We start from the raw sequence: 24,296 nt of genomic DNA, 5'->3' as shown, positions 1-24,296 counted from the left end.
GGGCATCTGCGTGTTTGCCCCCGCATTCGCGACCTCAACGGCCGCGACATCGGCAAGCGAAAGCGACGCCGTCCACTGGACGGCTGTGTCCGGCCGCACAGGAAACGCCCATGACCAAATCGTTCCGCACCCTCGACGACGTCAACGTGAAGGGCAAGCGCGTGCTGCTGCGCGTCGACCTCAACGTTCCCATGGAAGGCGGCCGCGTCACCGACGCCACCCGGCTCGAGCGCGTTGCTCCCACCATCACCGAGATCTCCGACAAGGGCGGCAAGGTGATCCTGCTCGCCCATTTCGGCCGGCCCAAGGGCCGCGATCCCAAGGAGTCGCTGAAGCCGGTCGCCGAGGCGCTGTCGAAGGTAATCAAGCGCCCGGTCGCCTTCGCCGAGGATTGCATCGGCGAGCCCGCGGCCAAGGCGGTTGCGGCCCTCAAGGATGGCGACATCCTCTGCCTTGAGAACACCCGCTTCCACAAGGAAGAGGAAAAGAACGACGCCGGCTTCGTCGCTGAACTCGCCAAGCTCGGCGACATCTGGGTCAACGACGCCTTTTCCGCCGCGCACCGCGCCCACGCCTCGACCGAAGGCCTCGGCCACAAGCTGCCGGCCTATGCCGGCCGCACCATGCAGGCCGAGCTCGACGCACTCGGCAAGGCGCTGGAAGCCCCGACCAAGCCCGTGATCGCGATCATCGGCGGCGCCAAGGTCTCGACCAAGATCGATCTATTGGAAAACCTCGTGAGCAAGGTCGATGCGCTGGTGATCGGCGGCGGCATGGCCAACACCTTCCTGCACGCGCAGGGCATCGCCGTCGGCAAGTCGCTCGCCGAAAAGGACCTCGCCGCGACCGCGCTGCGGATCATGGAGAAGGCCAATGCGGCCAATTGCGCGATCATCCTGCCCGTTGACGCGGTCGTCGCCAACCAGTTCGCCGCCAACGCGCCGTCGCATGCCTATGGCCTCGACGCGATCCCGGCCGACGGCATGATCCTGGACGTCGGCCCGCAATCGATCGCGCGCATCCATGCCGCGATCGACGACGCCGCGACGCTGGTCTGGAACGGACCGCTCGGCGCCTTCGAATTGACGCCGTTCGACCGCGGCACCGTGGTGTCGGCCAAGCATGCCGCCGAGCGCACCCGGGCCAAAAAGCTGGTCTCGGTCGCCGGCGGCGGCGATACCGTCGCGGCGCTCAACCAAGCGGGCGTCGCCGGTGATTTTTCCTACGTCTCGACCGCGGGCGGCGCGTTTCTTGAATGGATGGAAGGCAAGCCGCTGCCGGGCGTCGAAGTTTTGAAAAACCGTTGATTTAGGTCAATCCGCGAACGCGCATTACAGGGAGAAATGGAATGGCTCGCATAACATTGCGGCAACTGCTCGATCACGCGGCCGAGCATGATTACGGCGTACCTGCCTTCAACATCAACAACATGGAGCAGGCGCTGGCGATCATGGCCGCGGCCTCCGAGGTCGACGCACCCGTCATCATCCAGGCCTCGCGCGGCGCGCGGTCCTACGCCAACGACGTCATGCTCAAGCACATGATGGACGCCGTCACCGAGATCTACCCGCAGATCCCGGTCTGCGTGCATCTCGACCACGGCAACGAGCCCGCCACCTGCATGACCGCGATCCAGGCCGGCTTCACCTCCGTCATGATGGACGGCTCGCTGAAGGCCGACGGCAAGACCCCCGGCGACTGGGACTACAATGTCGGCGTCACGAGGACCGTGACCGGCATGGCCCATCTCGGCGGCATCTCGGTGGAGGGCGAGCTCGGCGTGCTCGGCTCACTCGAGACCGGCATGGGCGACAAGGAAGACGGCCACGGCGCCGAGGGCAAGCTGTCGCATGACCAGCTGCTGACCAATCCCGACGAGGCCGTGAAGTTCGTCAAGGAAACCAAGGTCGACGCCCTCGCGATCGCGATGGGCACCTCGCACGGCGCCTACAAGTTCACCCGCAAGCCCGACGGCGACATCCTCGCCATGAACGTGATCGAGGAAATCCATCGCAAGCTGCCGAACACGCATCTCGTGATGCACGGCTCCTCGTCGGTGCCGCAGGAGCTGCAGGAGATCATCAACGCCAATGGCGGCAAGATGAAGCCGACCTGGGGCGTGCCGGTCGCCGAGATCCAGCGCGGCATCAAGAACGGCGTGCGCAAGATCAACATCGACACCGACAACCGGATGGCGATGACCGGCCAGATCCGCAAGGTGCTGAAGGACAATCCGGAAGAGTTCGATCCGCGCAAGTACCTGAAGCCCGCGATGGAGGCGATGACCAAGCTGTGCAAGCAGCGCCTGCAGGAGTTCAATACCGCGGGCCAGGCCAGCAAGATCAAGAAGGTGCTGACCACGGCGGAAATGGCCAAGCGCTACGCTTCGGGCGCGCTCGATCCCAAAGTCGCCTGACAAGGTCGCCTGAGAGATCGCCTGACAACTTCTCGCCTGAATCATTAAGGCGGGACACCGGCTCTGACGCAGTTGGAAACGGTGTCCCGGAGCTTGATCGCCGGCTGCGACAAACATCGGCCGCGACGAACGTTTTCTAGGCATTTGCCCGAGAACCGCCTATTTTGGTTTGCAAAGGCAATGGCTCCGGAGGACGCCCCCGATGAACCTCGCTGACCTCAACAAAATTGCACTCGCCATGGTCACCCCGGGCAAGGGCATCCTCGCCGCCGACGAATCCTCCGGCACCATCAAGAAGCGTTTCGACGCCATCAAGGTCGATTCGACCGAAGACAGTCGCCGCGACTACCGCGAGATGCTGTTCCGCTCGCAGGATGCGATGAGCAAGTACATCTCCGGCGTCATCCTCTACGACGAGACGATCTGGCAGAATGCCAAGGATGGTACGCCGCTGGTCAAGCTGATCGAACAGGCCGGCGCAATCCCTGGCATCAAGGTCGATGAAGGCACCCAGGCGCTGCCGAACTGCCCGGGCGAACTCGTCACCGTCGGTCTCGACAAGCTCGCCGAGCGCTTGAAGAAATATTACGAGCGCGGTGCGCGCTTTGCGAAATGGCGCGCCGTGATCGATATCGGGCCGCGAATCCCGACCCAGACCGCAGTCCGCGTCAATGCGCACGCGCTGGCGCGCTACGCGGCGCTGTGCCAGGCCGCGCAGATCGTCCCGATCGTCGAGCCTGAGGTGCTGATGGACGGCGATCACGACATCGACCGCTGCTATGAGGTGACGCAGCGCGTGCTGAACCGCACCTTCCAGGAATTGCGGGTGCAGCGCGTCGCGCTGGAAGGCATGATCCTGAAGCCCAACATGGCGATCTCGGGCAAGAAATGCCCGAAGCAGGCGTCGGTGCAGGAAGTCGCCGAGAAGACCATCCGCCTGCTCAAGAGTTGCGTGCCGGCCGCGGTGCCGGGCATCGCTTTCCTCTCCGGCGGACAGAGCGACGAGGAGGCGACCGCGCATCTCGACGCCATGAACAAGATCGGCCACCTGCCCTGGCGGCTGACCTTCTCCTATGGCCGTGCGCTGCAGGCGGCGCCGCAAAAGGCGTGGTCCGGCAAGCCCGACAACGTCCCGGCGGGCCAGCGCGCGTTCTCGCATCGCGCCCGGATGAACGGGCTCGCGAGCACCGGCAATTGGGAAGCCGGCCTCGAGAAACAGGCGGCATAGTTGGCGACCAAGCCCGTTCCGCCGCGGCCGGCGCCGCGCCTCTATCTGGCAACCCCGCCGGTCGACGAGCCCGCGCGGCTAGCGGCCGAGCTTGCCGACCTGCTCGCAGCGGCCGACGTCGCGGCCGTCTTGGTGCGGCTACGCGAGACCGATCCGCGCAGCATGATCTCCACCATCAAGGCGCTGGCGCCTGCGATCCAGAACGCGGGCGCGGCACTGCTGATCGACGGCCATCCCGACATCGTGGCCCGCGCCGGCGCCGACGGCGCGCATCTGACCGGCGTCGCCGCGATGGAAGAGGCGATGCCCTCGCTGAAACCCGACCGCATCGCAGGCGTCGGCGGGCTCGCGACGCGCCACGATTCCATGGCCGCGGGCGAAGCCGGTGCCGATTATGTGCTGTTCGGCGAGCCCGACGCCAACGGACAGCGGCCCTCGCTTGAGGCGATCGCCGAGCGGCTGGAATGGTGGGACGAATTGTTCGAGCCGCCCTGCGTCGGCTTTGCGACCTCGCGCGAGGAAGCCGAGGCATTCGCCGCGGCCGGCGCGGATTTCGTGCTGGTCGGAGACCTCCTCTGGTCCGATCCGCGCGGCGCCAAGGCGGCACTCGCCGAGATCGGCGCAGCGATTGCAGAGGCGCATGCCGGCACGTTGGGCCAGGCCAAGGCCGAGGGATGACGCCGGAATGAACCGCCTGCGTCCGATAGGTGTTGCGCTCGGCTGCATGATGCTGGCGAGCGGTGCGATGGCGCAGCTCTCGATCACGCCGCCGGCACAGACGCCGCCGCCCGCGAAGAAGGAGGCGCCGAAAGAGAAGCCGAAGGTGCATGCGCCCGCCGCGAAGAAGCCCGCGCCGAAGCCCGCCGCCACACCAACGGCCACCCCGACGCCCTCGCCGACCCCGACGCCTGATGATCCCAATGTCGATCTCGTCTACGGCGCCTATCAGCGCGGCATGTACAAGACCGCATTCGATCTGGCGATGGTGCGCGCGCAGAACAGCAACGATGCCAAGGCAATGACGATGCTGGGCGAGCTCTATGCCAACGGGCTCGGCGTCAAGCGCGACTACGTCAAGGCGGACGATTGGTACAAGCGCGCATCCGATGCCGGCGATCGTGAGGCGATGTTCGCGCTCGCGATGATGCGGATCGCGGGCCGTGGCGGCACGGTGGACAAGGATTCCGCGGTCAAGCTGCTGGCCTCGTCGGCCAAGCTCGGCGAGCCGAAGGCGGCCTATAACCTCGCGCTGCTCTATCTCGACGGCCAGACCCTGCCGCAGGACCTCAAGCGCTCCGCCGAACTGTTGCGGATGGCCGCGGACGCCGGCAGCCCCGAGGCGCAATACGCGCTCGCGACCTTCTACAAGGAAGGCACCGGCGTGCCGAAGGACCTCGAAAAGGCGGCCCGGCTGCTGCAGGCCGCGTCGCTGGCCGACAATGTCGATGCCGAGGTCGAATATGCCATCGCGCTCTACAACGGGGCCGGCACGCCGCGGAACGTGCCGGCGGCAGTGGCGATGCTGCGCAAGGCGGCCCGGCAGAACAGCGCGATCGCGCAAAACCGCCTCGCCCACGTGCTGGCGACCGGCGCCGGCGCCCCGGTGGACAAGGTCGAGGCGCTGAAATGGCACACGGTCGCCAAGACGGCCGGCAAGGGCGACCCCGATCTCGACGACATCCTCGCCGACATGAGCCAGGAAGACCGCGCCAAGGGCGAAGCAGCCGCGCGAAAATGGATCGGAAACAACGTCAAATGACGCCTTGACGGGGCGGCCTCCAGAGGGCACCCAGTCCGGCAATCCAAGGCAGTTCCCCTCCCGCCCCGTCATCCTGAGGTGCGAGCGGAGCGAGCCTCGAAGGATGAACGGCCCGGCTGGTGGCCGTTCATCCTTCGAGACGCGCGTTCCCCGCTCCTCAGGATGACGGGACCACGTTTGGGCCGGCCCTCCAGCACAATCGCAAAGAAACCGTTCATCATGCTCTACTCCGCCCTCATCAATGTCATGGTCAAGGCCGCGCGCCGCGCCGGCCGCAGCCTCAAGCGCGACCTCGGCGAGATCGAACACCTCCAGGTGTCGCTGAAGGGGCCGGCGAACTTCGTCTCGCTCGCCGACAAGCGCGCCGAGGAGATGCTCTACACCGACCTCGAAAAGGCCCGGCCCGGTTACGGGTTCCTCGGCGAGGAAGGCGGCAAGCGCGAAGGTGGCGACAAGAGCCACACCTGGATCGTCGATCCCTTGGACGGCACCACCAACTTCCTGCACGGCATCCCGCAATTCGCGATCTCGATCGGGCTTCAGCGCGAAGACACGATCATCGCCGGCGTGATCTACAATCCCGCCAATGACGAGCTCTACATCGCCGAGCGCGGCAAGGGCGCGTTCCTCAACGACCAGCGGCTGCGCGTCGCCGGCCGCCGCCAGCTCAACGAATGCGTGGTCGCCTGCGGCCTGCCGCATATCGGCCGCGGCAATCACCAGCTGGCGCTGCAGGAGATGGCAGCGTTGCAGAGCAAGGTCGCAGGCTTCCGCCGCTTCGGCGCCGCCTCGCTCGACCTCGCCTTCGTCGCCGCCGGCCGCCTCGACGGCTATTGGGAACGCAATCTGCAATCCTGGGACGTCGCAGCGGGCCTGCTGATGGTCCGCGAAGCCGGCGGCACCGTCTCCGGCATCCAGGGCAGTGACGACCCGCTGCAAACCGGCCACGTCGTCTGCGGCAACGAGTTCGTGCACGGCGAGCTGATCAAGATCCTCAAGCCGCTCGGGCAGTAACGCGACAGCGCAATCTAGTCGTCGTCGTCGTCATCTTCGTCTTCGTCGTCTTCGCCGTCACGAAATTCACCGCCGAGGGTCAGGCCCTCGATGGTGGTGGCGCCCTTTGCCTTGATCACCCGGCGAAGCGGGACCGCGCTCTCGGTTCGCAGCGCCTCCATCAGATGTTCCGAATGGGTGACGATCCAGATGTCGGCGCGGCGCGACGCCTTGGCGATCAGCCTCGCCAATGGCGCCAGCAGCGATGGATGCAGGCTGGTCTCGGGTTCGTTCAGCGCGATGAACGGCGGCAGCCGATAGCCCATGAACACGGCGAGCAGGCAAATATATTTCAGCGTGCCGTCGGATAGCTCGTGCGCCTTGAACGGACGTGGCACGTCCGCCTGCTGCAGCTCGAACTCGCACCGCCCGTTTTCCGCCCATGCCCGGAGCTCGGCGCCCGGGAACGCATCCTCGATCGCATCCTGCAAGTCGACCGCATCCTGCCTGATCGCGCTGAGCGTTGCCAAAGCGGCAGGCAGATCGCTGCCATCGGCGCTCAGCGAGGGCGTCGTGATCGCGAGACACGGCTTTCGGATCGGCGATGCCGGATCGGTGCGAAAATCGTGGTAGAAGCGCCAGCTCTGCAGCGCGCTTCGGATCAGGTCGATCTCGGGGCACGCCCTGCCGTCGAGGAAATCCGCGAGCGCGGTTTCCGACGGCAGCACCGCATCCTTGTGCTCGCTCCAGGCGCCGCTCTCGCCGCGGACACTCACGTGCGAATTGGTCCGCTCCATCATCAGGACTTTTCGCTTGCCGTGGATCGCCTCGATGCGTTCGGACTTGATCATCGGCTCGCCGGGAAATGCCGCCTCGAGCGGGCCGGGATGTCCGAGCTCGATCGCGTATTTGACGTGATCGAATTTGACCTCCAGGCGCAGCCGTCCATCCTCGCCCCGCCTGCGGATGCCGGACCAGCCGACCGAGTTCAATCCACCTTCATCGGCGATGGTGCGCGTGATCCGGCCGGTCGCCGCGTCGCGCAGCAGCGACAGGGACTTGTAGAGATTGGATTTGCCGACGCCGTTCTCGCCGACGAAGACCGACAGCGGCTGAATGGGCATGGTGAGCCGCCGAATGGAGCGATAATTCGAGATCGCAATATCGGTCGGCCGCATCACATGCCCTCAATTCCCGGGTTGCCTCCACGCCCCCCGTTCAATCCAGAGATGCAATCTGGATTGGCCGGCCTGCGAAAGCAAGGCGCCCCCGATCTCGGACATCAATGACCAATCCTGGCCGGCGCGGGCGGGCCATAGACCTCGGCGTTCGCGGGGGCCTTCTCGCGATCTCCCGCCAGCACGCGCTGCACGCTGACGAAGAACACCGGCACCAAGAGCAGTGCCAGGATCACGACGGCGATCATGCCGCCCATCACCGAGGTGCCGAGCGCCTGCTGGCTGGCGCCGCCGGCGCCGGTGGCGATCGCCATCGGCAGCACGCCGCAAACGAAGGCGAGACCGGTCATCAGGATCGGGCGGAAGCGCAAGCTGCACGCCTCGATGGTCGCCTCGACCAGCGGCTTGCCCTGCGCGCGCAGGTCCTTGGCGAACTCGATGATCAGGATCGCGTCCTTGGCGGCGAGACCGATGATGGTGATCAGGCCGACGGTGAAGTAGACATCGTTCGACAGCCCGCGCATCGTCGCGGCCACCACGGCGCCGAGAATGCCGAGCGGGATCGTGAGCAGCACCGCGAGCGGAATAGTCCAGCTCTCATAGAGCGCGGCCAGCAGCAGGAACACCACCAGCACCGACAGCGCGAGCAGGAACGGCGCCTGCGAGCCCGACAGCTTCTCCTGCAACGACTGGCCGGTCCACTCATAGCCGAAGCCGCGCGGCAACTTGTCGGCAAGCCGCTCCATCTCCGCGATCGCATCACCCGAAGTGAAGCCGGGCTTCGCCTCGCCGGAGATACGCACCGCCGGATAATAGTTGAAGCCCGCGATTTGAGTGGGCCCCTTCGACCATTCGATGGTGGCGAAGGCCGAGAACGGCACCAGCTGGCCGCGGCTGTTCTTCACATTGTAATTGAGGATGTCGTCCGCGTTCATGCGGCTGGTCTTGTCGGCCTGCACGATGACGCGCTGCATGCGCCCGCGGTTCGGGAAGTCGTTGATGTAGTTCGAGCCGAGGTTGGTCGAGATCGTGTTGTTGATGTCCTCGAAGGTGAGGCCGAACGCGCCGGCCTTCTCGCGGTCGATCATCAGATTGACCTGCGGCGCCGGCGGCAGGCCTTCGACATAGACCTTCTGCAGCACAGGACTGGCATTGGCCTCCGCGATCAGGCGGTCGGACGCCGCGATCAACGCAGCATAGCCCTTCTGGCCGCGGTCCTGCAGGCGGAACGAGAAGCCCGAGGAATTGCCGAGGTTGTCGATCGGCGGCGGCTGCAGCGCCGAGATCCTGGCATCGCGGATCGTCGACGACAGGTCGCGGTTGATATCGGCAACGATGGCGGCGGCGGAATCCTTCGCGCCGCGCTCCGACCAGTCCTTCAGCGTGATGAAGGCCTGTGCAGTGTTCATGCCCTGGCCGAGGAAGCTGAAGCCGGTGAGGAACGTGACGTTCTCGATGCCGGCGCGATTCTTCAGGTACTTCTCGACCTGCTCGACCGCAGCTTCGGTCCGCGCATAAGACGACTCCGACGGCGTCTGCACGTCGGTCGTGATGAAGCCCTGGTCGTCGACCGGCAGGAAGCCGCCGGGCAGCCGCACGAAGCCGTAGGCGACGCCTGCGAACAGCACGAGATAGATCAGCATCAGGCGGCCGGTGCGCTTTAGCCCGGCCTGCACCGTGCGGACATAGCCGGCACGGCCATTGTCGAGCACGCGGTTGAAGGCGCCGAACACGCCCTTGCGGGCATGGCCGTGGCCCTTCTCGACCGGCTTCAGCAGCGTCGCGCACAGCGCCGGCGTCAGCGACAGCGCAAGCAGCGCCGAGAACGCGATCGCCGCCACCATGGTGACCGAGAACTGGCGATAAATGATGCCGACCGAGCCGGGGAAGAACGCCATCGGCACGAACACCGCCATCAGCACCAGCGTGATGCCGATGATGGCGCCGGTGATCTGCGACATCGCCTTCTTGGTGGCTTCCTTCGGCGGCAGGCCCTCTTCGGCCATGATGCGTTCGACGTTCTCGACCACAACGATGGCGTCGTCGACGAGGATGCCGACCGCCAGCACCATGCCGAACATGGTGAGCATGTTGATCGAGAAGCCCGCGATCATCAGCGTGGCGCAGGCGCCGAGCAGCGCCACCGGAACCACGATGGTCGGAATGATGGTGTAGCGGATGTTCTGCAAAAATAAGAACATCACGATGAACACAAGCACCACCGCCTCGACCAGCGTCGTCAGGACCTTCTCGATCGAGGCCTTCACGACGGGCGTGATGTTGTAGGGAATCTCGTAGGAGATATTGGCCGGGAAGAAGCGCGACAGCTCCTTCATCTTGGCTTCGACCGCGCTCGCGGTCGCCAGCGCATTGCCCTTCGGCGACAGCAGCACCGAGAGGCCGGCGGTCGGCTTGCCGTCGAGGCGGGTGTTGAACTGGTAGCTGAGGCCGCCGATCTCGATCCGCGCGACGTCGCGCAGGCGGACCGTCGAGCCGTCGGGATTGGCGCGCAGGATGATCGCGCCGAACTCGTCGGGCGAGGAGAGCTGGCCCTTCACCAGGACCTGCGCGGAGATCTTCTGCGTGTCGGTGCTCGGCTCGGCGCCGATGCTGCCGGAGGCGACCTGGGCGTTCTGCGCCGTGATCGCCTTGTTGACGTCGTCGGCGGACAGGCCGTAGCCGACCAGCTTGGCCGGATCGATCCAGATGCGCAAGGACCGCTCGGTCGAATACAGCGTAGCGCGGCCGACGCCCGGAATGCGGCGCACCTCGCCCAGCACGTTGCGGATCATGAAGTCGCCGAGGCCGACTTCATCCAGCGAGCCGTCAGTCGAGTTCAGCGTGATGATCTGCAGCACGGCGGACGAGGCCTCCTCGACCAGGATGCCCTGCTGGATCACGGCGCGCGGCAACCGCGCCTCGACGCGCTTGAGGCGGTTCTGCACCTCGACCGAGGCCTGGCTGGTGTCGGTGCCCGGCTTGAAATTGGCGATGATCTCGACCTGGCCGAGCGAGTCGGACGTCGATTCGAAGTTCAGGATGTTGGCGGCGCCGTTGAGCTCCTCCTCGATCAGCCGCGTGACGCTGTTGTAGAGGTTTTCAGGCGACGCGCCGGGATAGCTCGTCGAGATCGAGATCGAGGGCGGCGCGATGATCGGGTACTGCGCGACCGCGAGGAGCGGAATCGAGATCGCGCCGACCAGACAGATGAATAGCGCGACGACCCAGGCGAAGATCGGCCTGTCGATGAAGAAGTTGGGCATATCGGATCACTTCACCGCGTGCGCGGTCTGCTGCGAATCCGGTGCCGCAGCAGCGTCGATGTCACGCCAGGCCAGCGGCCGAACCTTGTCGCCGGCGGCGAATTTCTGGAAACCCTCGACGACGACCTTGTCGCCGGCCTTGAGGCCTTCGGTCACGAACCAGGAACCGCCCTGCAGCGAGCCGGTGCGCACCGGCTGCACCGCGACATGATTGTCGTCCTTGACGACGAACACCTCGCTGCCGCCGCCGCCATTGCGCTGGATCGCCTGCTGCGGCACGGCGATCGCATCGGTGTCGATGCCCTGCTCGATCTGCACGCGGACATACATGCCCGGCAGCAGGACTCGATTCGGATTCGGGAACTCACCGCGCAGGGTGACCTGCCCGGTATGGGCGTCGACCTTGGCGTCGGAGAACAGCAGCTTGCCCGGCAGCGGATAGATCGAGCCGTCGTCGAGCACGAGACGCACCTTCATCGCGTCGGCCTCGATGCGGTCGAGATCGCCGCTCTCGAAGGCGCGACGCAGCTGGTTCATCTCGGTGACCGACTGCTGGAAGTCGGCATAGATCGGATCGAGCTGCTGGATGGTCGCAAGGCTCGCGGCGTCGTTCTGCACGACGAGCGCGCCTTCGCTGATGACCGCAGCACCGATGATGCCGTCGATCGGCGCGCGAATGGTGGCGTAATCCAGATTGAGCTTGGCACGCGCGACGTCGGCCTCGCGGCCCTGCACGTCGGCTTCGGCCTGCTTCAGGTTGGCGATCGCCTTCTCGTTCTCGGCCTCCGAGGTCGCGCGCTGGTTGGTGAGAGTGGCGATACGGCGGGCCTGCAGCGAGGTCTGCTCCAGCACCGCCTTGGCGCGCGCCAGCGCCGCCTCGGTCGACTGCAATTCGACCTCGAACGGGCGCGGATCGATCTGGTACAGCGGATCGCCGACCTTCACCTCGCTGCCCTGATGGAACATGCGGTTGACGACGATGCCCGAGACGCGCGGGCGCACCTCGGAGACGCGGGTCGGCGCGATGCGGCCCGGCAGCTCGCGCACCATCGCGCGCGCCTGCTGCTTCACAGTGACGACACTGACGTCCGGCTCGGGTGCTTGTACGGCGGCGGTTGCCGAATTCGGTTCGTCGCAGCCAGCAAGCAGTGGCGCCGTCACGGCCAGCATCAGAGCAATGCATGCCGATTGCGCGCGAAGTCCAGACATTGAGATGATCGCCCCTGAGAGGTTTGAACAAACGAACGGCGGTGTCACGGCGACAGCGCTCGCGTTGCTGCAATGAAAATAAAATCTCGTTGCTGCGACGCAATGCGTTTCTTGGCGGCTCATTGTCACAGAACGCTATCGCTCTGATTTCGCGGCATGTTTTATCGGGTCACTGCATTGTGAGCGGGTTCCATCGCAGGCTGTGGGAATGCGTTAAGGACTGCGTGAGCGGGAACGCGCCTTTTCCCTGTGCGGGAATGCCGCAGATTGCAAAGTCGTAATGCGCGGCGCGCGAATCGCCGATCGTGGCGCGCCTCGCCCAGCGATGCGTGCAACCCGAGTTCGTCTCGCGACCCGCGCGCGGGATTGGCACCTTCCGAACAGGCTGATGCGCCGAAGCGCCGGAATGCTGCGCAAAGCGGCAACACTCCGCCCGGTCTCAACCCAAGGTTCTGCCATCCGCCCTTGGATTCGGCTTTCCTCACTCCGCCGCTGTGCCATATTGCTGGCAGATGCGGCCTTCGCGAACGGATGACCCGGCAATGCCCCCTTCCCGCTCCGAGATGGAGATCGAACTGAGCAAGCTGTCCTCGCCCAGGATCTTCCTGGTGCGGATGCTGGTGTTCCTGGTGCTCTGCGGCCTGGTCGGAGTGGTGCTCTACAAGCAGATCGTCACCGCCTTCTTCGCCAATCCCGGGCTGAACGCCCTGATCGGCGCCGTGCTGCTGATCGGCGTCATCCTGGCGTTCCGCCAGGTGATCCGGCTCTATCCCGAAGTTGCCTGGGTCAATAATTTCCGCATCGCCGATCCCGGCCTTGCGATCGAGCGCCGCCCGACCCTGCTTGCCCCAATGGCCGCGATCCTCGGCGGCGAGCGCACCGGCCGGATGTCGATCTCGCAGCAGACCATGCGGCATCTGCTCGATTCGATCGCAACCCGCCTGGATGAAGCCCGCGACATCTCGCGCTACATGACCGGCCTGCTGGTGTTCCTCGGCCTGCTCGGCACCTTTTGGGGCCTGATCGAGACGGTCGGCTCGGTCGGCAAGGTGATCGACGGGCTCAAGGTCGGCGGCGACGCCGGCGCGCTGTTCGATACGCTGAAGGAGGGCCTCGCCGCGCCGCTCGGCGGCATGGGCATCTCGTTTTCGTCCTCGCTGTTCGGCCTCGCCGGCTCGCTGATCCTCGGCTTCCTCGACCTGCAATCGAGCCAGGCCCAGAACCGCTTCTACACCGACCTCGAGGACTGGCTCGCCACCACCGTGCGCGGCATTTCCGGCGACGGTGTCGGCGCCGGCGGTGCCGACCTGCAGGGCGCGATCGACCGGCTGCGTGCGACCTTCGAGGAAGGTGGTGCCGGCGGCGGCGGCCGCAGCACCACGGCCGCGATGGCCAATCTTGCCGAGGCGATCCAGGGGCTGGTTGCACATATGCGCACCGAGCAGCAGATGATCCGCGAATGGGCCGACGGCCAGGGCGAGCAGAACCGCGAGATCAAGCGGCTGCTCGAGCGCCTCGCCCGCCAGCCCGAAAAGAGCTGAGCCACGGAGGCCAACGTGCTGGACCACGTGACCATCGGCATCAGCGATATCGAGCGGTCCAAGACCTTCTACGATGCGGCCTTGCGTCCTCTCGGCATCACCCGCCTGTATGCCGAGGGTGCAGAGTTTGCAGGCTATGGCGTGCGTCCAAAAGCTTTCTTCTGGATCGGTCGGCGCGCTACACCGCAGACCGGCGCCCACATTGCCTTCACGGCAAACGATCGTGCCACCGTCGATCGCTTCTATGACGACGCGATCAAGGCCGGCGGCCGGAACAACGGGCGCCCCGGAATTCGACCGCACTATCATGCAAACTACTACGGCGCGTTCGTCCTCGATCCCGACGGTCACAATATCGAAGCCGTCTGCCACGCGCCGCAGGACTGACGGCAACAGATAAAGGGAAACCGAATGGCCCTCGCCCGCTCGCGCCGCAGCGAATCCGGCTTCAACTACTGGCCAGGCTTTGTCGACGCACTGTCGACGCTTGTGCTGTCGATCGTGTTCCTGCTGTCGGTATTCCTCGTCGTGCAGTTCTTCCTGTCGCAGGAGGTCACCGGCAAGGACAAGGCGCTGGAGCAGCTCAACGCCAAGATCGCCCAGCTCAACGACCTGTTGTCGCTGGAGAAGCTCTCCAAGCTGACGCTCGACGACCAGGTGTCGCAGCTGCGCGCCGGCCTCGCCTCTGCCGAGGGCGAGCGCGACCGCATGAAAGGGCTCTATGAGGGGCTCGCCAATTCCGGCAACGACGCGCAGGGTCGCGCCAACGAACTCAACAAGGCGCTGGAGTCCGAGAAGAGCGTGTCGTCGCGCGCGCTGGCGCAGATCGAGGTGCTGAACCAGCAGATCAGCGCGCTGCGCCGCCAGCTCGCGGCGCTCGAGGAGGCGCTCGACGCCTCCGAGAAGCGCGACAAGGAATCGCAGAGCCGGATCGCCGATCTCGGCTCGCGCCTCAACGTCGCGCTGGCGCAGCGGGTGCAGGAATTGTCGAAATACCGCTCGGAATTCTTCGGCCGGCTACGCGCCATCCTCGGCAACCGTCCCGATATCCGCATCGTCGGCGACCGCTTCGTGTTCCAGTCCGAAGTGTTCTTCGATACCGGCCAGGCAACGCTGCTGCCTGAAGGCAAGACCGAGCTCGACACCGTGGCGAATGCGCTGATCGATCTCGACAAGCAGATCCCCCCCGAAATCGCCTGGGTGCTGCGGGTCGACGGCCACACCGACGTGCGGCCGATCAACAGCCCGCTGTTCAAGTCGAACTGGGAGTTGTCCTCCGCGCGCGCGATCTCGGTGGTGCAGTATCTGGTGTCGCTCGGCGTGCCGGCGCAGCGCCTGGTCGCCGCCGGCTTCGCCGAATTCCAGCCGCTCGACACCGCGCAGACCGAAGACGCCTACAAGCGCAACCGCCGCATCGAGCTGAAGCTGACGGAACGCTAGGTGGCACACGCCTTCGCGCTCCGCTTTCGCCAGGACGACACTGAATGTGTGGCACGGCCTGCTTCCACAATCGTCGTCCCGGCGAAGGCCGGGACCTATAACCACAGGGTTGTGTTGTTGCAGAGGGCTGTGGCCCCGGCGTCGCGCAACAATGCGCATTGGGGTAATGGGTCCTGGCTTTCGCCAGGACGACATCGAGTGTGTGGCGGGGCCTGCTTCCACAATCGTCGTCCCTGCGAAAGCAGGGACCCATAACCACAGGGTTGTGTTGTTGCAGAGGGCTGTGGCCCCGGCGTCGCGCAACAACGCGCATTTGGGTAATGGGTCCTGGCTTTCGCCAGGACGACATCGAGTGTGTGGCGGGGCCTGCTTCCACAATCGTCGTCCCTGCGAAAGCAGGGACCCATAACCACAGGGTTGTGGTGTTGAAGAGGGCTGTGGCCCCAGCGTCGCACAACAATTGCCATTTGTGGTTATGGGTCCCGGGTCAAGCCCGGGACGACACTGCGTGTGTGGCTCGACTCAGCGTCCAACCATCCCGAGCAATTGCTCCGGATAGCGCGCGCCCTGCACCTCGACGGCGGCGACGGCCTTGCCGATGTCGGCGAGATCAGTGGAGCTCAGCTCGATCCGCGCGGCGCCGATGTTTTCTTCGAGCCGATTGAGCTTCGTGGTGCCGGGGATCGGCACGATCCACGGCTTTTGCGCCAGCAGCCAGGCCAGTGCGATCTGGGCCGGCGTTGCGCCCTTGCCGGCCGCGATGCGGCCGAGCTGATCGACCAGCGCCTGATTGGCGCGGCGGGCTTCCGGCGAAAAACGCGGCACGAGGTTGCGGAAGTCGTCGCTGGCGAACGTCGTCGACGCGCTGATCGCCCCCGTGAGAAAACCGCGGCCGAGCGGACTGTACGGCACGAAGCCGATGCCGAGCTCTTGCAGCACCGGCAGGATCTCCGCTTCCGGCCCGCGCTCCCACAGCGAATATTCGCTCTGCAATGCCGTGACCTTCTGCACCGCGTGGGCACGGCGGATGGTCTGCACGCCGGCCTCCGACAGGCCGAAATGGCGGACCTTGCCGGCGGCGATCAGGTCCTTCACGGCGCCAGCGACATCCTCGATCGGCACCGCGGGATCGACCCGATGCTGATAGAACAGATCGATCACATCGATGTTCAGCCGCTTCAGCGAGGCGTCCGCGACCGCCTTGATGTGCTCGGGCCGGCTGTTCAGCGACCGATGCCGCTCGGCCATGGTGCCGATATCGAAGCCGAACTTGGTGGCGATCACGACGTCGTTGCGAACCGGCGCCAGCGCCTCGCCGACCAACTCCTCGTTGACGAAGGGACCGTAGACCTCCGCGGTATCGAAGAAGGTGACGCCGCGCTCGACGGCGCCGCGCAGCAGCGCGATGCCTGCGGCTTTCTCGACCGCTGGGCCATAGGCGAAGCTGAGGCCCATGCAGCCCAGGCCGATCGCCGATACCTCCAGATTGCTGTTACCGAGTTTACGCTTCTGCATGACGTCTCTCCGCATCAATGGCTGGAACCTGCCGCTGCGGGATTTAGGTCGTGCACAGGCGTCCCATTAGACGTAAAAATCGGGATGGACTTATGAGCAGGATTCATCAATGCCGCGGCATGACGTCAATGACCTGATTGCCTTCCTCGCGGTGGCGCGCGAGCGCAGCTTCACCCGCGCCGCGGCACAGCTCGGCGTGTCGCAATCGGCGCTCAGCCACACCATGCGCGCGTTGGAGGAACGGCTGGGCGTACGGCTCCTGACCCGCACCACGCGCAGCGTGGCGCCGACCGACGCCGGCGAGCGCCTGCTACAGGGCGTCGGGCCGCGCTTCGAGGAGATCGAGGCCGAACTCACAGCCCTCAACGCGCTGCGCGAGAAGCCGGCCGGCACCATCCGCATCAACGCCGGCGAGCACGCAGCCGAGACCATCCTGTGGCCGGCGCTGGAAAAGTTCCTGCCGCGCTATCCCGACATCAAGGTGGAGCTGACCGTCGACAACGGGCTCGCCAACATCGTCGCGGAACGTTTTGACGCCGGCGTTCGCCTCGGCGAGCAGTTGGCAAAGGACATGATCGCGGTGCGGATCGCGCCGGATTTCCGCATGGTTGTGGTCGGGGCGCCGTCCTACTTCAAGCGGCGCGATCGCCCGAAGCGGCCGCAGGACCTGACCCAGCACGCCTGCATCAACATCCGCCTGCCGACCCATGGCGGCATCTATGCCTGGGAATTCGAGAAGCGCGGACGCGCGATCAAGGTCCGCGTCGATGGACAATTGGTGTTCAACAGTACCGCCTTGCGGATCAAGGCGGCGTCGGCCGGGCTTGGGCTTGCCTATGTCGCCGAGGATCAGGTGCAGGCGCAACTCGCCAGGGGTCAGCTGGTCCAGGTGCTCGACGACTGGTGCGCGCCGTTTCCCGGCTATCACCTCTACTACCCGAGCCGCCGGCAATCCTCGCCGGCGTTCGCGCTGTTGGTCGATGCACTGCGCTATCGGGGCTAGCGGAGCCGACGCGGCGCCCGCATCCACCACACGGATATTTGCTTCGCGATTTGGCGGAAGCCTCTGGGAACGGGACCAGCACCGCTTACGTTATTGCAGACGCAATCGAGCGGCTTGGCGGACCTCGCCACCGCGCGAGCCTCACCGCACCATCCGGACTAACCCCATGTTCAGAAACAAATTCGTCATCATCCTCGCCGCCGGCCTTACCCTCGCGCCGGCTCAGCTTTTCGCGCAGAGCACGGGAGGCTCCCCACTGCCACCGAGACCGGGCGACCGCGCTGCTTCGTCGGACGGCGTTGGCGGCACTGCGCTTCCAGCCCAGAGCGGCCAGCGCTATGCACCGTCCTCCGGCGGCAACTTCAGCGCGGCGCCGGCCGCTCCCGGCGGTTCGGTGAGCACGACCGGCAACGTCAATAGCGCGCAGGGACGCTGAGGCGCGGTGCTAGATGGCGCCGGCGGGCTCCGCGGCCGGTTCGTGCGGCTCGGCGTCCGTCACGAATTTGAGCCCGTAGGTCTTGCCGCGACGCCAGACCACTTCGCAAGGGTAGCGCTTGGCGTGATCGGCGAGCAGCGTCAGCGCGAGGCGGTCCTTCACGTCGAACTCGACCTCGGTCGTGATCTTGGCGCCGCCGGGCGAGATGTCGACCACAGCACAGGCATTCTCGGTTACGCCGTCATCCACCGTGATCCACGCCGCACGATTGTTGAGCTGGCGCCGCGGCTCGCGACTGATTTTGATCCGTGCTCCATTGCTCGCCATCGTCGTCGTCCTTGAAGACATTGGTCCTTGAAAAACATTGGAGGCCGCGCGCGTCGATCGACGCGCCCGGCACACAATCGCAGGGGCCACAATGCCGTCGCCCCGTAAAGTCCGGCTTAGCGCGATCGCTTGAACTTTACCGGAATCTTGCCCCGGCTTTTATCGAACGAGGATTCCGCAACTCCATCAGCGGGATACCGGCCGCATGGGCAGTCGTTGGCTTGACACGGGGACCGCATAGTTGGTGAAGTAGCGGCCGTGGCGCTGGCCACATCCCTGCAACAAGAGCGCTTCAAGCCGCCTCTGTCTTCCGGAAACGCCCCATGCTGATCCCCCTCGCCGACGTGCCGCGCTGGTATGCCGAACGCAAGCCCGCCGACGCGATCGCCATCAGTCACGGCGCCGATACGCTGACCTGGCTCGAGCTCGAGCGCCGCGCCAATGCGCGGGCGCGCGCGTTTGCCGCCAAGGGCGTAAAGCCCGGCGACTTCGTCGCGATCGGGCTGCCCAACAGCAACGCGTTCTTCGAGACCACTTTCGCGGTGTGGAAATGCGGCGCGACGCCGACCTCGCTGTCATGGCGGCTGCCGCGCGGCGAGGCCGCCGCGGTGCTCGAGATCCTGAAACCGTCACTGGTGGTCGGCGGCGAGGCCGACTGGAATGCGCCGAATTCGCTGCCGGTGGAATTCCTGCCGGAAGGATTTTCCGAGGAGCCGCTCGATGCACCGGTCGCGCGCTACTGGAAGGCGATGACGAGCGGCGGCTCGACCGGGCGGCCGAAGGTGATCCTCGATCACAACCCCGCAGTGCTCGAAACCACGACACCGCTGCTGCTCGGCATGCCACATGATGCGTCGGTGCTCAACCCGGGCCCGCTCTATCACAACGCGCCGTTCATCTTGTCGCACGCGGCGCTGTTCGGCGGCGGACGGCTGACCGGCATGGTGAAGTTCGACGCCGAGGAGACGCTGCGGCTGATCGCGCGCGAGCGCGTGCAATGGGTCAACTTCGTGCCGACCATGATGCACCGGATCTGGGCGCTGCCCGAGGAGGTGCGCAACCGCTACGACGTCTCCAGCCTGCAAATCGTGTTTCATATGGCGGCGCCGATGCCGCCCTGGCTGAAGGAGAAGTGGATCGAATGGCTCGGGCCGGAGCGGGTCTGGGAGCTCTATGGCGGCACGGAGCGGCAGGGCGCCTGCGTGATCTCGGGCGTCGAATGGATGGCGCACAAGGGCTCGGTCGGCAAGATCGGCGAGACCGCGCGCTTGCGCATCATCGGTGAGGACGGCAACGACGTCGCGCCGGGCGAGACCGGTGAGATCTACTTCCTGCCCAATGACGGCGCCGGCTCCACCTATCACTATCTCGGCGCATCGCCGAAGCGCCGACCTGATGGTTGGGAATCGCTCGGCGATATCGGCCGGCTCGACGAGGAAGGCTATCTCTATCTCGGCGACCGGCTCGCCGACATGGTGCTGCGCGGCGGCGCCAACATCTATCCGGCCGAGGTCGAGGCCGCAGTCAGCGAACATCCCGAGGTGCGCTCCTGCGTCGTGGTCGGATTGCCCGATCCGGAATTCGGCCAGCGCGTGCATGCGATCCTCGAACTCGCCGACAGCGCCGATGCGCAGAAGATCGCCGACGGCATGGGCGACTTCCTGAAGGACCGGCTCAGCCGCTACAAACATCCGGAAAGTTTCGAGCGGGTCGGCACCGCGCCGCGCGATGATTCCGGAAAGGTTCGCCGCACCATGCTGCGCGACGAGCGCGCCGCGTGGATCAAGGAGGATCGCGCCTTCCGCATCATGCCGGCGCGCGCGGCAGCAAAAAGCGACTAGGTTCAGTTCATCTTGCGAGGGGCAGCTCTGCATGCCAGATGAGCTGTGCAGGCCGCCGCGCAAGGTATATCATTCCATCTTCCCTGCCGGCAGAACCTCGGACTACCATGAGGTTCCAGCGCCCTGCACGCCAGGAGATCCTTGATGCCCTCCACCACCGAATGGAAAGTGCCGGCGGCCTTTCAGCCCCGCCCCGAAGATTACCGCTACGACCTCGATCGTGCGCTGACGAGCGTGATCGGGCTGCATTCGATCATTCCGCCTGACGCCTTCAGCGCTGAGACGCTCGGCACCGAGCGCGCCGGCAACGGCGTCTTGATCGACGACGGGCTGGTGCTGACGATCGGTTATCTGATCACCGAAGCCGCCACGGTGTGGCTGCATCTCGGCGACGGCCGCGCGGTCGAGGGCCACGCACTCGGCTTCGATTTCGAATCCGGCTTCGGCCTGGTGCAGGCGCTGGGACAACTCGACATCAAGCCGCTGCCGATCGGCTCGTCGGCGGCGACGCAGGTCGGCGACAATGTCGTACTCGGCGGCGCCGGCGGCCGCACGCGCTCGGTCGCGAGCCAGATTGCGGCGAAGCAGGAGTTCGCCGGCTACTGGGAATATCTGCTCGACGAGGCGATCTTCACCTATCCGTCGCATCCGAACTGGGGCGGCACCGGACTGATCAACAATGCCGGCGAGCTGATCGGCATCGGCTCGCTGCAGCTCGAACGCGAACGCTCGGGCCGCGCCGAGCATGTCAACATGATCGTGCCGATCGATCTGCTCAATCCGGTGCTCGGCGACCTGCGCAAATTCGGCCGCGTCGACAGGCCGGCGCGGCCGTGGCTCGGCATGTACACGACCGAGATCGACAACCGCCTCGTGGTGGTCGGCGTCGCCAGCAAGGGACCGGCGGCGCGCGCCGAATTGAAGACCGGGGACGTGATCCTCGCGGTCGACGGCGACAAGGTGACGAGCCAGACCGGCTTCTACCGCAAGCTCTGGTCGCTCGGCGCGGCCGGCGTCGACGTGCCGTTGACCATCTACCACGAGGGCGTCACCTTCGACGTGACGCTGACCTCGATCGACCGCATGAAGCTGTTGAAGGCGCCGCGGCTGCATTAAGAGACAGAAAAGAGGCAGCACGATGAGCGAGGCCGTGGTTGACGACATCGTGGCCGTGCTGCCGCCGCTGTTGCAGACGCTGGAATCGCTGTCCTTTGTCGCGCGCAACCTCAACCCACCGGACTTCGATCGCGTGATGCAGATCGCGGGCGAGCCCGAGAAGGCCCTGCAGGCGGTGCGGCCGCGGCTTGCCGATTGGCCGGAGAAATTCGCGCACATCCAGACCGCACTGGAAGCTGCGATCGAACCGGCACTGGCCGGCTATGCGGGCCTGCGCGCGGTGCAGAATGGCGAAGGCGATCTGGTCAGCGTGTTCCGCGCGCTGCGCTATCTGCCGCGCGCACAGGAGGCGCTCTATCCGCTGACCGAGCTGCCCCCGGTCAGCGGCTTCTTTATCGCGCCCGACTTGCGCGAGGACGCCGACCTGCAGGCGAAGCTCGCGGCGGCGCCCAACTCCGACACCGGCATCTTCCACGAGCGCAACGGACCGGGCAGCCGCGGCGGCTTCTCGATGTATGTGCCTGAGTATTACACGCCTGATCGCACCTGGCCGCTGGTGATGGCGCTGCATGGCGGCAGCGGCAACGGCCGCGGTTTCCTGTGGAGCTGGTTGCGCGATGCGCGCAGCCGCGGCGCCATCCTGGTGGCGCCGACTGCAACCGGCCAGACCTGGGCGCTGATGGGCGACGACACCGATACGCCGAACCTCAACCGCATCATCGACCAGGCGCGCGCGCGCTGGCGTATCGACGAAACCCGCATGCTGCTGACCGGCATGAGCGACGGCGGCACGTTCAGCTATGTGAGCGGGCTCGACGGCGCCTCGCGCTTCACGCATCTGGCGCCGGTGGCCGCGACTTTCCATCCGCTGATGGCCGAGATGGCCGATGCCGAGCGGCTGCGCGGCTTGCCGATCTTCATCACCCATGGCCGGCTCGACTGGATGTTCCCGGTGCAGACCGCGCGGCAGACGCAAGGCTTGCTGTCGGCTGCCGGCGCCAGGGTGATCTATCGCGAGATCGACGATCTCAGCCACACCTATCCGCGCGAGATCAATGCGGAGATTTTTCGGTGGCTGAACGGTGAACGAACTGACGGCACTTGAAGTATGCCCCCGTCACAGGGACTTCTCTCCCCGTCACCCTGAGGAGCGCGAAGCGCGTCTCGAAGGGTCGACGGCCCCGCGGCTGCATCGAGGCCGTGCACCCTTCGAGGCTCGCCCAGCGGCGCAAGTGCGCCGCAAGGCTCGCACCTCAGGATGACGGGGACGGATGATGCGCGTGGCACTATCCTTATCGTTGACGTGGACAGAGCGCGTGCCGAACTACTCATTCACCCGCGGCTTGAGCAGGTCGGAGAAGCCGACCCGGTGCAGCATCTCGTTGCGGACGCGGTCGATCACGCCGAAGGCGACCTCGGCACCGTCCTGGGTCGGATCGATGTGGACGCGGAACGGCCGCTTGCCGAACGGCGTGTCCACGACCTCAACGATCGCATCGGCCACCGAGCCAGCGTCGGCGTCCTCGGGCACGATCGCCGAAAACGCCTTCATGATCTCGTCGCCGAAGCCGGCATAGGGACCGGCTTCATACTCGGCGGCCCGCGCCTGATCGGCGGGACGGCCGGAATGCGCGAAGTGGTTGGTGCGGCCGGTGAAGGCGCCGGGCACGATGATCGAGGTCTCGATGCCCCAGCGTGACAACTCGCGGGCATAGATCACGGCCATCGCATCCATGCCGGCCTTCGCCGCGAAGTATGGCGCGAGATAGGGCGGCGTGCCGCCGGCCGAGCTGCTGCTCGACACCCACACCACAAGTCCCCTGCCCTGCTTGCGCAGCTGCGGCAGCGCTACGCGATTGACGCGCTGGGTCGAGAGCACGTTGACGTCGTAGAGCTCGGCAAGCTGCTCGGGCGTGAAAGCCTCCGCCGGCCCGAACACCATGTGGCCGGCATTGTGGATGACGACGTCGAGGCGGCCCTCCTCGGCGACGATCTGGGCGATGGCTTTATCGACCGACGCCTGCGAGCCGACGTCGAGTTCGAGCGAGCGCAGATCGACCTTGTTGTCGCGGGCGAACTCCTCGATGTCGGCGACCGCGGCGGCGTTGCGGCCGGTGGTGTGGCGCATCGAGGCGTAGACGGTGTGGCCGGCCCTGGCGAGCGCGTTGGCGGTGAGGCGGCCGAAGCCGCTGGAAGCGCCGGTGATGACGATGACCTGTTTCATGACACGTATCCTTGTGATGGCGGGTTGAATGAGAGCTGGGTTGAAGTGTTGGGACGTCAGACCAGGCCGCCATTGGCGCGCAGGGTCTGGCCGTTGATCCAGGAGCCGTCGGGACCGACGAGGAACGACACGGCGTTCGCGATGTCGTCAGGCGTGCCGAGCCGCTCCAGCGGGACCATCTTGGCGAAGCGATCGATCAGTTCGTCCGACTTGCCGTTGAGGAACAGATCGGTCGCGGTCGGGCCGGGCGCGACCGCATTCACGGTGATGCCGCGGCCGCGCAATTCCTTGGACAGGATCGCGGTCAATGACTCGATCGCGGCCTTGGTCGCGACATAGATGCCGTAGGTCTCCAGCTTGGTGCCGACGACGCTGGTCGAGAAATTGACGATGCGTCCGCCGTTGCGCAGCCGGCGTGCCGCCTCGCGCATGGTGTTGAAGCTGCCCTTCAGGTTGACCGCGACCTGCTGGTCGAAGGCCGCATCGTCGCTGTCGGCAATCTTGCCGAGCTTCATGATGCCGGCATTGTTGACCAGCACATCGACGCCGCCGAACGCCGCTTCCGCCGCGTCGAACAGGCCGCGCACCGCATTGGCGTCGCTGACATCGGCCTTCGCGGTCAGCGCCCGGCCGCCGGCGGCCTCGATGCGGTCGGCCACCGCCTGGGCGGGCCTGGCATCGCCGGAGTAGTTGATGACGACGGTGAAGCCGTCCTTGGCGAGGCGTTCGGCAACCGCCGCGCCGATCCCGCGCGAGGCACCCGTCACCAGAGCTACCTTGTTGGTTTGGTTGGTCATTTTCAGTCTC

21 protein-coding genes are annotated in these 24,296 nt (G+C 65.8%); 14 read left to right on the top strand and 7 right to left on the bottom strand.

Translation table 11 applies throughout. The annotated features are described in order from the left end of the window. The first annotated feature begins 110 nt into the window (after positions 1-110). The 6 genes from AAFG13_RS31650 to AAFG13_RS31625 all read left to right on the top strand — a co-directional run bounded on the left by AAFG13_RS31650 (position 111) and on the right by AAFG13_RS31625 (position 6,417). On the top strand, positions 111-1,307 hold the full coding sequence (locus tag AAFG13_RS31650; RefSeq protein WP_342709232.1) for a phosphoglycerate kinase: 1,197 nt from the start codon (positions 111-113) through the stop codon (positions 1,305-1,307). A 41-nt stretch (positions 1,308-1,348) separates the two neighbouring features. Further along, positions 1,349-2,416 (top strand): class II fructose-bisphosphate aldolase, encoded by a 1,068-nt coding sequence (gene fba, locus AAFG13_RS31645; protein WP_207833091.1) that lies wholly within the window; start codon positions 1,349-1,351, stop codon positions 2,414-2,416. Positions 2,417-2,618: 202 nt separating this feature from the next. Continuing rightward, positions 2,619-3,644, top strand: coding sequence for a class I fructose-bisphosphate aldolase (locus tag AAFG13_RS31640; protein WP_212314003.1), 1,026 nt, complete (start codon positions 2,619-2,621; stop codon positions 3,642-3,644). Further along, entirely contained in the window at positions 3,645-4,322 is a 678-nt protein-coding gene (locus AAFG13_RS31635; RefSeq protein WP_212314012.1) for a thiamine phosphate synthase, read from the top strand. It abuts the gene before it with no gap. A gap of 7 nt (positions 4,323-4,329) precedes the next feature. Next, entirely contained in the window at positions 4,330-5,403 is a 1,074-nt protein-coding gene (locus AAFG13_RS31630; protein ID WP_212314014.1) for a tetratricopeptide repeat protein, read from the top strand. Positions 5,404-5,622: 219 nt separating this feature from the next. After that, positions 5,623-6,417, top strand: coding sequence for an inositol monophosphatase family protein (locus tag AAFG13_RS31625; RefSeq protein WP_212314016.1), 795 nt, complete (start codon positions 5,623-5,625; stop codon positions 6,415-6,417). Between the two features lie 14 nt (positions 6,418-6,431). Here the strand turns inward: AAFG13_RS31625 and AAFG13_RS31620 are convergent, their stop codons facing one another. The 3 genes from AAFG13_RS31620 to AAFG13_RS31610 all read right to left on the bottom strand — a co-directional run bounded on the left by AAFG13_RS31620 (position 6,432) and on the right by AAFG13_RS31610 (position 12,046). Further along, positions 6,432-7,574 (bottom strand): AAA family ATPase, encoded by a 1,143-nt coding sequence (locus AAFG13_RS31620; RefSeq protein WP_342709231.1) that lies wholly within the window; start codon positions 7,572-7,574, stop codon positions 6,432-6,434. 104 nt (positions 7,575-7,678) lie between these two features. Further along, positions 7,679-10,837 (bottom strand): multidrug efflux RND transporter permease subunit, encoded by a 3,159-nt coding sequence (locus AAFG13_RS31615; protein ID WP_342709230.1) that lies wholly within the window; start codon positions 10,835-10,837, stop codon positions 7,679-7,681. Positions 10,838-10,843: 6 nt separating this feature from the next. Continuing rightward, positions 10,844-12,046 carry an efflux RND transporter periplasmic adaptor subunit gene (locus AAFG13_RS31610; protein WP_212314022.1) on the bottom strand — a complete coding sequence of 401 codons (1,203 nt, stop codon included), beginning with the start codon at positions 12,044-12,046 and terminating at the stop codon, positions 10,844-10,846. Positions 12,047-12,588: 542 nt separating this feature from the next. Here AAFG13_RS31610 and AAFG13_RS31605 point away from each other — a divergent pair. From AAFG13_RS31605 to AAFG13_RS31595, 3 genes are read left to right on the top strand one after another with little or no spacing between them, the layout of a single operon-like run. Continuing rightward, a complete protein-coding gene (locus AAFG13_RS31605) occupies positions 12,589-13,587 on the top strand; it encodes a flagellar motor protein MotA (protein WP_212314024.1) in 999 nt (332 codons plus the stop codon). Between the two features lie 15 nt (positions 13,588-13,602). Beyond that, on the top strand, positions 13,603-13,974 hold the full coding sequence (locus tag AAFG13_RS31600; RefSeq protein ID WP_342709229.1) for a VOC family protein: 372 nt from the start codon (positions 13,603-13,605) through the stop codon (positions 13,972-13,974). A 24-nt stretch (positions 13,975-13,998) separates the two neighbouring features. Then, the gene (locus AAFG13_RS31595) at positions 13,999-15,027 is read left to right on the top strand and encodes a peptidoglycan -binding protein (RefSeq protein ID WP_212314026.1); all 1,029 of its coding nucleotides are present in this window, start codon (positions 13,999-14,001) and stop codon (positions 15,025-15,027) included. A gap of 522 nt (positions 15,028-15,549) precedes the next feature. Here AAFG13_RS31595 and AAFG13_RS31590 read toward each other — a convergent pair. Next, positions 15,550-16,542, bottom strand: coding sequence for an aldo/keto reductase (locus AAFG13_RS31590; RefSeq protein ID WP_342709227.1), 993 nt, complete (start codon positions 16,540-16,542; stop codon positions 15,550-15,552). A 109-nt stretch (positions 16,543-16,651) separates the two neighbouring features. Between AAFG13_RS31590 and AAFG13_RS31585 the strand changes: the two genes are divergently transcribed. After that, positions 16,652-17,545, top strand: coding sequence for a LysR family transcriptional regulator (locus AAFG13_RS31585; protein WP_342709226.1), 894 nt, complete (start codon positions 16,652-16,654; stop codon positions 17,543-17,545). 166 nt (positions 17,546-17,711) lie between these two features. Then, positions 17,712-17,981, top strand: a complete 270-nt coding sequence (locus tag AAFG13_RS31580; RefSeq protein ID WP_342709225.1) for a hypothetical protein — start codon at positions 17,712-17,714, stop codon at positions 17,979-17,981. A 9-nt stretch (positions 17,982-17,990) separates the two neighbouring features. On the opposite strand, the gene AAFG13_RS31575 is transcribed toward AAFG13_RS31580, so the two are convergent. Further along, positions 17,991-18,308, bottom strand: coding sequence for a PilZ domain-containing protein (locus AAFG13_RS31575; protein ID WP_342709224.1), 318 nt, complete (start codon positions 18,306-18,308; stop codon positions 17,991-17,993). 323 nt (positions 18,309-18,631) lie between these two features. Between AAFG13_RS31575 and AAFG13_RS31570 the strand changes: the two genes are divergently transcribed. From AAFG13_RS31570 to AAFG13_RS31560, 3 genes are all read left to right on the top strand, one after another. Next, on the top strand, positions 18,632-20,149 hold the full coding sequence (locus tag AAFG13_RS31570) for an AMP-binding protein (RefSeq protein WP_342709223.1): 1,518 nt from the start codon (positions 18,632-18,634) through the stop codon (positions 20,147-20,149). Between the two features lie 144 nt (positions 20,150-20,293). Further along, entirely contained in the window at positions 20,294-21,265 is a 972-nt protein-coding gene (locus AAFG13_RS31565) for a S1C family serine protease (protein ID WP_092123604.1), read from the top strand. 22 nt (positions 21,266-21,287) lie between these two features. Next, positions 21,288-22,370 carry a phospholipase gene (locus AAFG13_RS31560; protein WP_342709222.1) on the top strand — a complete coding sequence of 361 codons (1,083 nt, stop codon included), beginning with the start codon at positions 21,288-21,290 and terminating at the stop codon, positions 22,368-22,370. Between the two features lie 219 nt (positions 22,371-22,589). Here AAFG13_RS31560 and AAFG13_RS31555 read toward each other — a convergent pair whose 3' ends face one another. Further along, a complete protein-coding gene (locus tag AAFG13_RS31555; protein ID WP_342709221.1) occupies positions 22,590-23,489 on the bottom strand; it encodes an SDR family oxidoreductase in 900 nt (299 codons plus the stop codon). A 56-nt stretch (positions 23,490-23,545) separates the two neighbouring features. After that, positions 23,546-24,286 (bottom strand): SDR family oxidoreductase, encoded by a 741-nt coding sequence (locus AAFG13_RS31550; protein ID WP_342709220.1) that lies wholly within the window; start codon positions 24,284-24,286, stop codon positions 23,546-23,548. Positions 24,287-24,296 lie beyond the last annotated feature (10 nt).

Source organism: Bradyrhizobium sp. B124, assembly GCF_038967635.1.
In the GTDB taxonomy this organism is placed as follows: Bacteria; Pseudomonadota; Alphaproteobacteria; order Rhizobiales; family Xanthobacteraceae; genus Bradyrhizobium.
This window is presented reverse-complemented; position numbering and strand designations above follow the sequence as displayed.